4 protein-coding genes are annotated in these 8,649 nt (G+C 72.2%); 1 reads left to right on the top strand and 3 read right to left on the bottom strand.

Annotated elements, in window-relative coordinates; translation table 11 throughout:
• Nucleotides 1–192: 192 nt before the first annotated feature.
• Nucleotides 193–5,148: an NAD-glutamate dehydrogenase gene (locus ACGFQC_RS35690; protein ID WP_363088592.1), complete on the bottom strand. Its 4,956-nt coding sequence runs from the start codon at nt 5,146–5,148 to the stop codon at nt 193–195.
• 876 nt (nt 5,149–6,024) lie between these two features.
• Between ACGFQC_RS35690 and ACGFQC_RS35685 the strand changes: the two genes are divergently transcribed.
• A complete protein-coding gene (locus tag ACGFQC_RS35685; RefSeq protein WP_363088593.1) occupies nt 6,025–6,591 on the top strand; it encodes a DJ-1/PfpI family protein in 567 nt (188 codons plus the stop codon).
• Between the two features lie 192 nt (nt 6,592–6,783).
• Here ACGFQC_RS35685 and ACGFQC_RS35680 read toward each other — a convergent pair whose 3' ends face one another.
• Nucleotides 6,784–7,449, bottom strand: a complete 666-nt coding sequence (locus ACGFQC_RS35680; protein ID WP_363088594.1) for an HAD family hydrolase — start codon at nt 7,447–7,449, stop codon at nt 6,784–6,786.
• A gap of 129 nt (nt 7,450–7,578) precedes the next feature.
• On the bottom strand, nt 7,579–8,097 hold the full coding sequence (locus ACGFQC_RS35675; protein WP_363088595.1) for a DUF6912 family protein: 519 nt from the start codon (nt 8,095–8,097) through the stop codon (nt 7,579–7,581).
• Nucleotides 8,098–8,649 lie beyond the last annotated feature (552 nt).

Raw genomic sequence — 8,649 nt, 5'->3', positions numbered from 1 at the left:
GCACTGACAACGCTCACGGCAGGGGTGGGGTTACGCAACCGGACGGGTGGCCGCTTCAGCAGGCTCCGATCCCTCAAGGACGGCACTACACACCGACCCCCCCCCCCCCCCCCCCCCCCCCCCCCCCAAAACCCGGGGGGGCCCCCCCGCCCCCCCCCGGGGGGGGCCCCCACCCCCCTTTTCGGCCCGGCTCTACGAGTGCGTCCGCAGCAGCGTCCGCATGGTCCGCATCGCCACCGACAGGTTGGCGAGGTCGAAGGTCTCCGAGCTCTGGATCTCCTCCAGCGTGGTGCGCGCCCGGCCCAGGATCGCCGCGTTCTTCTCCTCCCACGACGTGAACCGCTGCTCGGGCGTCGAGGTGCCGTTGCCGACGGCCAGGACGTCCGCGGTGAGCGCCGCGTGGGCCGCGTACAGGTCCTCGCGGATGGAGGCGCGGGCCATGGACTGCCAGCGGTCGGCGCGCGGCAGCTCGATGATGCGGTCCATGAGCTGGGTGATGTGCAGCCGGTCGGCGAGGTCGTAGTACACCTCGGCGACGTCCAGCGGGTCCCGGTCCATGCGGTCGGCCACCGACACGATGTCGAGGGCGGGGAACACGGACGAGAACCCGGCGACCCGGGTGGCGACCTCGTCGGGCACGCCGGCGCCGGTCAACTCGTCGTAGATCTGCTGCCACCACTCCAGGTCCGCGCCGCGCAGCAGTTTCGTCAGCTGCCCCCAGACCTGCTCGACACGGTCGGCGAAGAAGTCGACGGTCGCGGCGAGCTGCACCGGCTGCGGCCGGTTGTTGAGCAGCCAGCGGGTGCCTCGTTCGACCAGGCGGCGCGAGTGCAGCCGGATGCGGGTCTGGACGGCGGCCTCGACCTGGTTGTCGAGGTCCTCGACCGCGTCCCACACCGGCGCCGAGCGGAAGATCGCGCGGGCCGCGGTCTGCGCCCGCACGATCTCCTCCAGCGAGGCGCCGGTCTCCTCCCGCAGACGGTGCAGGTAGGTCGTACCGCCGGTGTTGACGGTGTCGTTGACCAGGACCGTCGTGGTGATCTCGCGGCGCAGCGGGTGGTTGTCGATCTGCTCGGCGAACTGCTCGCGCAGCGCGCTCGGGAAGTACGAGTACAGCAGTCCGCGCAGGTGGGGGTCCTCGGGCAGCGAGGTGCGCAGCAGCTCGTCCGACACCGTGATCTTCGTGTACGCCATGAGGACGGCCGTCTCCGGCCCGGTCAGGCCGTGGCCGGAGCCGAGGCGCTCACGGATCTGCCGGTCGGTGGGCAGGAACTCCAGCGCCCGGTCGAGGTGGCCCTCGCGGACCAGGTGGCGCATGAAGCGCTGCTGGGCGTGGAGCATGTCCTTGGACTGGGCGAGGGCGTTGGCGATGGCGGTGTTCTGCGCGTAGTTGTTGCGCAGGACGAGGGAGCCGACCTCGTCGGTCATCTCGGCGAGCAGCTTGTTGCGCTGCTTGACCGTCATGTCGCCGTCGGTGACCAGGCCGTTGAGCAGGATCTTGATGTTCACCTCGTGGTCGGAGGTGTCCACGCCCGCGCTGTTGTCGATGGCATCGGTGTTGATCTTGCCGCCGCCGCGCGCGTACTCGATCCGGCCGAGCTGGGTCAGGCCCAGGTTGCCGCCCTCGCCGACGACGCTCGCGCGCAGGTCGGCGCCGTCGACGCGGATGGCGTCGTTGGCCTTGTCGCCGACGTCGGCGTTCGACTCCGCCGACGACTTCACGTACGTACCGATGCCGCCGTTCCACAGCAGGTCCACCGGCGCCTTGAGGATGGCCTTCATCAGGTCGGCCGGGGTCATCTTGGTGACCTTGTCCTCGATGCCGAGGACCGTCCGGATGTGCGCGTTGACGGGGATCGCCTTCGCCGTGCGGGGGAAGACGCCGCCGCCCGCCGACAGCAGCGCGGTGTCGTAGTCGGCCCAGCTGGAGCGCGGCAGCTCGAACAGGCGGCGGCGCTCGGCGTAGGAGGTCGCCGCGTCGGGCTCGGGGTCGATGAAGATGTGCCGGTGGTCGAAGGCGGCCACGAGCCGGATGTGCTCGGAGAGCAGCATGCCGTTGCCGAACACGTCACCGGACATGTCCCCGATGCCGACGACGGTGAAGTCCTCGACCTGCGTGTTCACGCCCAGCTCGCGGAAGTGCCGCTTCACGGACTCCCAGGCGCCGCGGGCGGTGATGCCCATCGCCTTGTGGTCGTAGCCCGCGGAGCCGCCGGAGGCGAAGGCGTCGCCGAGCCAGAAGTCGTAGGACTGCGCGACCTCGTTGGCGATGTCGGAGAACGTCGCCGTGCCCTTGTCGGCGGCGACCACCAGGTAGGTGTCGTCCTCGTCGTGCCGGACGACGTCGGCCGGCGGCACGACCTCCCCGGCGACCATGTTGTCGGTGATGTCGAGCAGCGCCGAGATGAACGTCCGGTAGCTGGCGATGCCCTCGGCGAGCCACGCGTCCCGGTCGACGCCCGGGTCGGGCAGCTGCTTGGCGACGAAGCCGCCCTTGGCGCCGACCGGCACGATGACGGTGTTCTTCACCATCTGCGCCTTGACCAGGCCGAGGACCTCGGTGCGGAAGTCCTCACGCCGGTCGGACCAGCGCAGGCCGCCGCGCGCGACCTTCCCGAACCGCAGGTGCACGCCCTCGACCTGCGGCGAGTACACCCAGATCTCGAAGGCGGGGCGCGGCGCCGGCAGGTCGGGGATGGCCTGCGGGTCGAACTTCATCGACACGTAGTCGTGCCAGGCGCCGTCCGCGGTGCGCTGGAAGAAGTTCGTGCGCAGGGTCGCCTTGATGACGGTGAGGAAGGACCGCAGGATCCGGTCCTCGTCGAGGGAGGCCACCTGGTCGAGGGCGGCGTCCAGCTCCTCCAGCAGCGCGTCGACGATCTCGTGCCCGGCGCGCTGCCGGTCGGGCGACATCCGCGCCTCGAACAGCGAGACGAGCAGCCGGGTGGTGTGGACGTTCGTGCGGAGGGTGTCCTCCATGTAGTCCTGGCTGAAGGTGGAACCGGCCTGCCGCAGGTACTTCGCGTACGCCCGCAGCACCATCGCCTGCCGCCAGCCGAGCCCGGCGCTGAGCACGAGGGCGTTGAAGCTGTCGTTCTCCGCCTTGCCGGTCCAGGTGGCGGCGAACGCCTCCTGGAACCGCTCGCGCCCGTCGTCGCCGAGCTGGTCGCCGGCGCCGCCGCCCAGCGACTTGGGCAGCCGCAGGCCGAAGTCGTAGATCCAGGCGACACTGCGGTCGGAGCAGCGCAGCTCGTAGGGCCGCTCGTCGATGACCTCGACGCCGAGCCGGTTGAGCACCGGCAGCACCGCCGACAGGGAGATCGCGTCGCCCTTGCGGTAGATCTTGAAGCGGCGCTCGTCGGGGGCGGCGCCCACCGGCTCGTACAGGCTGAGCGAGAAGTTCTGCTCCTCGGTGAGCCGCTCGATGTGGACGAGGTCGGCGACCGCGGAGCGCGGCGTGTGGTCGGCCTTGTAGCCCTCGGGGAAGGCGTTGCTGTAGCGGCGCAGCAGCTCCGCCGTCCGCTCCTCGCCGAGTTCGGCGTTGAGCGCGTCCTGGAAGGCGTCCTCCCAGGAGCGGGCCGCCTCGACGAGCCGCGCCTCGATGCGTTCCTTGTCGCCGTCGGACAGCTGCGGCAGCTCGGTGCCCTGCGGGACCCGGACGACGAAGTGCAGGCGGGACAGGATCGACTCGGTGTTCCAGGCGGTGAAGTCGACGCTGGTGCCGCCCAGTTCCTCCTTGAGGATGTCGATGATCCGCAGCCGTACGCCGGTGGTGTAGCGGTCGCGGGGCAGGTAGACGAGGGCCGAGTAGTAGCGGCCGTACTCGTCCTGGCGCAGGTAGAGCCGCAGCCGGCGCCGCTCCTGGAGGTAGAGCACGGACGTGACGATGGAACGCAGTTCGTCGACCGGCGTCTGGAACAGCTCGTCGCGCGGGTAGGTCTCCATGATCTGGAGCAGGTCGCGTCCGTCGTGGCTGTTGGGCGAGAACCCCGCGCTCTTCAGCACACTGTCGACCTTGCGCCGCACGACCGGCACCCGCAGCACGGACTCGGTGTAGGCGGCGGAGGAGAACAGCCCGAGGAAGCGGCGCTCACCGACGACGTTCCCCTCGGCGTCGAACTTCTTGACGCCGATGTAGTCCAGGTACGACGGCCGGTGCACGGTGGACCGGCTGTTGGCCTTGGTCAGGATGAGCAGCTTGTGCTCGCGCGCCTTGGCGCGGGCGTCGGCCGGGAGCCGCTCGAAGGAGGGGCTGACCGGGTGGGCGTCGGCCCCGGCGTGATGCGGGTCGGAGCGCAGGATGCCGAGCCCGGTGCCGGGGACGGCCGCGAGGGAGTCGTCGGCGCGCAGCTGGTACTCGCGGTAGCCGAGGAAGGTGAAGTGGTTGTCGGCCAGCCAGCGCAGCAGCTCGCGGGCCTCCTCCACGTCGGGCGAGGCCAGGTCGCCGGGCACGGGCTCGCTCGGCAGGTCGTCGGCGATCCGCAGGGCGGCGTCGCGCATCTTCTCCCAGTCCTCGACGGCCTCGCGGGCGTCGGACAGGACACGCAGCAGGTCGGCGGTGATCTGCTTGAGGTCGGCGCGGTCGGTCTCGCGGTCCGTCTCGACGTGGATCCAGGACTCGATGTGCGCGTCGTGCGGCAGGTCGGCGGCGGCCGGGGGCGCCTTGAGCACCTCGATGAGCCGGCCGGTGACGTCCCTGCGGACGACGACCTGCGGGTGGACGACGAGGTGGATCCCGCGGCCCTGACGGGTCAGCTCGTTCGTCACGGAGTCCACGAGGAAGGGCATGTCGTCGGTGACGACCTCGACGACGGAGTGACTGGACGTCCAGCCGTTCTCCTCGACGGTCGGCGTGTGGACGCGCACGTTCGCGGTGCCCTGGGGGCGGTTCTCCGCCAGCCGGTAGTGCGAGAAGGCGGCTCCGAAGACGTCGACCGGGTCGCGGTCGGTGAGGTCCTCCGCAGCGGTGTGCAGGTAGTAGCGCTGGAGGAACGAGAGCACGGACGCGTGGTCCGGCGTGCCCGGGATCCCCGGACCGCCCTCGCCCGTCGTCCCGGTCGGTAGGTGCCCCCCGACCGGACTGTTCTCAGCGACCCGGGCCGCCCGTTCGAGCAGCTCGGCCTTGGCTTCGTCCAGCTTGGTCTGCATTGTCCTCTGGCTCCTGTCGCGCGCCGTTGCGTGACGTAGAAGGAAGTACGGTCTCTTCCCCTGCGGCTCGACGCCACGGCCCGGGGTCTCCGGGCTGTTCCGACGCTATGCCGCAGGATGAGAGGAGCGGGGGGTTATCAGCCATTCCCGACGTGTCCCGCAGGTGTGACGCTGCTCTCCGCGCCGCCTGCTCGTGGGGTGTGTACGGCGTCCTGGGGGCCCTGGTGGCCCCGTCCCGCCCGCGAGGACCAGCGACTGACGCCCGGCCGCGGATGTCGTCCGCACGCACCGGGCGCGGGGCAGGGGCAACCGCACCCCCGCGAGCTATCGCGCTGATCACGCCACCCAGGCTATCGCTCCCCACCGGGGGCCCGTCATGAGCCGTATGTGTACAAAACCGGGGGTGGAAGTTTGACGTTCTGCACAGGGGTGCGGCGGGAGGAGGTGTGTGAAGGGACGTCCCCGAACCGTCGGAACCAGGAGGCGCGGGGCGCGCGGAAGCCGGGGGGGCGGGCGGGGCAGGCGGGGCGCGCGGAAACCCGAGAGCGGGCGGGGCCCGCGGAAGCCGGGGGGCGGGCGGGGCAGGCGGGGCGCGCGGAAACCCGAGAGCGGGCGGGGCCCGCGGAAACCGGGGCGAGCAGGGCAGGCGGAGCGAGCGGAAACCCGAGAGCGGGCGGGGCCCGCGGAAACCGGGGCGAGCAGGGCAGGCGGAGCGAGCGGAAGCCGGGAGGACGGAGGGCGACACGGCGGGAGGGTGGGAAAAGTCGACGCCGGCACCGGTCCCGGGCAATCTGAGAGCGACCCACCTCTTGGCGAGGCCGCGCCCAGGAGGCAGGTTGCCCAAGGAGAGCGCCCGCCCGAGAGGAGCCGCCCGACATGACCACGAAGATCCTCATCGTCACCGGCGACGCAGCGGAGTCCCTGGAAGTCCTCTACCCCTACCAACGCCTGCGCGAGGAGGGCTACGAGGTCCATATCGCCGCCCCCGCCCGCAAGCAGCTCCGCTTCGTCGTCCACGACTTCGAACCCGGCTTCGACACCTACACCGAGAAGCCCGGCTACACCTGGCCCGCCGACCTCGCCTTCTCCGAGGTCGACCCCGGCGCGTACGCCGCCGTCGTGATCCCCGGCGGACGCGCCCCCGAGTACCTGCGCAACGACCCCGAACTGCGCAAGATCCTCAAGTCGTTCTTCGACACGGACAAGCCGGTCGCCCAGATCTGCCACGGGCCGCTGCTGACCGCCGCGGTGGACGGGCTGTCGGGCCGCCGCGTCACGGCGTACCCGGCCCTGGAACTCGACATGCAGAGCGCCGGCGCGACCTTCCAGGACACCGAGGCGGTCGTCGACGGCACGCTGGTCTCCTCCCGGGCCTGGCCGGACCACCCCGCGTGGATGCGCGAGTTCCTGAAGGTGCTGCGCACGAAGGCACCGGCGACCTGACGGGACCGCCGCACGGGTCGCGCACGGCCTCCGCCGCACGGGTCGCGCACGGCCTCCGTCATCCGGCTTCCCTCGCACAGGTCGCGTCGCGCGGCTTCCGCCGCACCGCCCGGCCCCGGCCCGGCGGTGCGGCGCCCTCGGCGGCGCCGCCTCCGCGGGCACCCCGACAGGCAGCCGTCCGCGGGCACCCCGTCAGGCAGCCATCTGCTCCGCCGTCTCGACGGCCTCCTGGAGGGTGTCCACCACGGGCACGCCGACGCCCTCCAGGCTGGCCCGGCCGTGCGACCCCCCGGTGTACAGCACGGCCCGCGCGCCCACGTGCAGCGCCGCCACCGCGTCGTCGGCGGCGTCCCCGATGACCACGGTGCGCTCCACGTCGACCTCGGCCAGGGTTTCCAGATGGCGCACCATGTGCTCGGCCTTGCTGCCGCCGGACGGCCCGGTCCGCCCGTCGACGCGGACGAAGTACGGCTCGATCCCGAATCCCCGGACCAGCGGGACCAGCTCGTCGTGCACGTACATGCTCAGCAACGACTGGCTGCGGCCCGCCGAACTCCATCCGGCGAGCAGCTCCGCCGCCCCGGTGGTGAGCCCGCACCGCACCCGGTGCTCGGCGTAGTACCGGTGGAAGACCTCGTCCATGACCTGCCACTCGGCGTCGGTGGGCAGTCTGCCCAGCAGCCGCTCGTAGAACTTGGGCACCGGTACGCAGTACAGCGCCCGGTACCGCTCGAGCGTGATCGGCTCCAGCCCCAGCTCGACGAACGCCGCGTTCGTGGCTCCGATGATGGCGTCGTTGTCGTGGAACAGCGTCCCGTTCCAGTCCCACACGATGTGCGCTCCGGCCTGCTTCCCCATACCCGCAAACGTACCCGCCACCGCCGACACCCGGGGCGGCGGTGACTCACGCCACGGGACCACCGGGCGCCGGGCGCCGGGCCCCGGCCCAAGGACCGTGGTCCGGGTCCGGGTCCGCCGGTCCCGCCCTCAGCGGTCGGATTCCACCAGGCCGGCGATCTCCTGCGCGGCGAACCACAGCAGTTCGTGATCCTCGGCGCCGTCGACCACGAACTGGGCGTCGTCGTCACCGGCGTCCGCCCCCGGCAGCGCCTCGACCGCGGCGGCCACGTCCGCCTCCGCGTCGTCGGCGTCGATGTGCACGGCGGCAGCCTTGGCCAGTCGCACGGGCCCGGTCACCCGGACCTCACCGAGCGCCGCCGGGTCAGGGGCACGGCCGGGATCCGACGTGGCCGCGCCGTCCGGTACGTCGACGGCCACCACCACGCGCCGCCGCGGCGCCCCGGGGTCCGACGCCAGCAGCCGCAGCGAGGCGAGCGCGGCCCGGCCGAGAGCCGCGTACTCCAGTTCCTCGATGTCGTCGGAGACGTACCACTCGCGCAGTCCGGGCGTGACTGCACAGGCGACGAGCGGCCCGGACGACCCCAGTTCCCCCGCTTTGTGCGCCTCGGCGAGACCGGGAAGGGTCAGGGGGACGTAGACGCGCATGATGGGCCGCTCTTTCGTGGTCGAAGGCTCCGCTCGGTGTCCCCCGCATCCGTGGAGGGCCTCCAGGATACGTGCGGACGCCCCCTTTCGAGTCCCTGTCCATGGCCTCCCAGGCGTCCACCCCGGGCCCCGGAATTCACCCCGCACACCGCTCCCACCTGCACTTCGCCCTTCCCGCACCACTCCGACGGGTGAAACCACCCGGCCCGCCGACACCACTCTGAGCTACTTGCCGTCACGCACTGCGACCGAGTAGAAGATCCCCAGCGCAAGTTACCGCCCGGTAGACGCCGTCGGCCGGGCCCAGCGAACGGGGACCACCATGAACAAGGTCATGACGAGGACGCAGCGCACCCCCGGCGGCCGCCCGCCCGGCCGCGGCGACACCCGCCGCCCCGCCGGAACCCCGCCCCGGGTCCCGAGCGGCGGGACCCGCCCCGCCCCCCCGGGCGGCCCCCCCCCCCGCGCCCCCCGCCCCCCCCCCCCCCCCCCCCCCCCCCCCCCCCCCCCCCCCCCCCCCCCCAACCCCCCCCCCCCCCCCCCCCCCCCCCC

Source organism: Streptomyces sp. NPDC048734 (genome assembly GCF_043198675.1).
GTDB lineage: Bacteria > Actinomycetota > Actinomycetes > Streptomycetales > Streptomycetaceae > Streptomyces.
Note: the sequence above shows the minus strand (reverse complement) of the source record. Positions and strands in the feature narration are given on the sequence as shown.